The sequence below is a fragment of the Paenibacillus sp. IHB B 3415 genome (genome assembly GCF_000802655.2).
Classification (GTDB): domain Bacteria; phylum Bacillota; class Bacilli; order Paenibacillales; family Paenibacillaceae; genus Paenibacillus_AQ; species Paenibacillus_AQ phytohabitans.
Genome location: NZ_JUEI01000181.1, coordinates 1 through 1423 on the forward strand (window position 1 = coordinate 1; position 1423 = coordinate 1423).

Below are 1423 nucleotides of genomic sequence, written 5' to 3' on the forward strand. Positions count from 1 at the left end.
TGGTCATTTGGCATGCAGAATATGGCCGGATTTATTATTATGACGAAGAGCGAGAATATGCAGACCAAAAGAAATGGGGGATAAGGAAACATGGGAAAAGGCGAAGAGAACAAACCGGATAAAATGAAGGAATGGGACCTATGGGAACCGTGGGGAGAAGAAGAGCCCGAGGTATGGATTGATTATGTCTGTGTCGAATGTGGGGAGTTGGACCCGGTGCCTGAGTTTATAGTGGGCGAGTGTTCGTATGGACTGGAAGCCGGAGAATCGCCGGAGTTTTTCTGTCCTTCTTGTAATGGAACCTGGGTAAGAAAAGAAGAGCCAGCGGACAAATGACCGCTGGCTAGTAAGCCCATTCACCCGTTAGGGTGATTTTGTTCTTGTCCGTCTGAAGGATGGATTTGATATTGTAGTAGAATTCCCAGAAGTGGGCTGTATGACTCGAAAGGCAGGTTGATACTCGGCGACCGGTCCTGGGTTCCATCTGATTCGCACGCCTTGATTAGGGGGCTTAAGAGATTGATTGGTAGAGACAAGCCGAATGTATGCGAAAAACCGAATACAATATGCCAACGATAGGGTAGAAGAGCCGAATGTATGCGAAAAACCGAATACAATGTGCCATTGATAGGGTAGATGAGCCAAATGTATGCGAAAAACCGAATACAATGGCCAACGATAGGTTAGACGAGCCAAATGTATGCGAAAAACCGAATACAATGTGCCGGCGATAGGCTAGACGAGCCAAATGAGGTATAAATCCCTCTGACCTCAAAGGATTGTTATTGCACTGAAACCTCAAACTTCGTGCCGGCATCCCCGGCATAACAATCTATACTCCCTTAGGCAGTGTGACTTGATCCTTGCTTCTGATGACACTGAAGTAGAGGTATGTTCCCTTGGCATCATAAACAGCGAAGGAGGCGTCGGGGACATGCTCACCTTAACAATCTTGCCCCCGTCATTGTGGCTTATCGTATACCTCCTGGCGCAGCCGTTGGCATCTATGGATCTATCATAACGAATGACTCCTTAGTGAAATTAGCGTGCTTCAAGGTGTCCTCGTTCACTAATATGAATCCGGCATAATTCAACTACTCAACGCCGTCTTTTGTAAGAACGTATGACATGATGCAAGCGCAAGATCTAGTTGAAATTTATTCCAAATGAGTCCGTTTGATCCATGCCCGGTAATCCAGTTAAAGCTATCTCTTATGTAATCTGTTCACACGGTCCTTCCTCACGGAACAGGTGGAAAAAGAGCATTTAGTTTTCCGGAAATAGACGATTCCAGAATTCTAGTTGGAGAAATTACACTTATTCATTCAGTCTTCGCCATATGTAGAGCGAATAATCGGAAATAGATGCCTTTTATCAGACTGTTGAAAAAGTCTTTGTTTCACACGACACCGCGTTAATTTGG

The 1423-nt window shown here is 45.2% G+C and carries 1 protein-coding gene; it reads left to right on the plus strand.

The genetic code is table 11. The features are described 5' to 3' along the window. Window positions 1-90 precede the first annotated feature (90 nt). Window positions 91-336, plus strand: a complete 246-nt coding sequence (locus QW71_RS36010; protein WP_039310852.1) for a hypothetical protein — start codon at window positions 91-93, stop codon at window positions 334-336. Window positions 337-1423: the final 1087 nt, after the last annotated feature.

Bases quoted from the DNA above. Each gene is read 5' to 3' on its own strand.
- QW71_RS36010 (WP_039310852.1), top strand. From the start codon at position 91: ATGGGAAAAGGCGAAGAGAACAAACCGGATAAAATGAAGGAATGGGAC.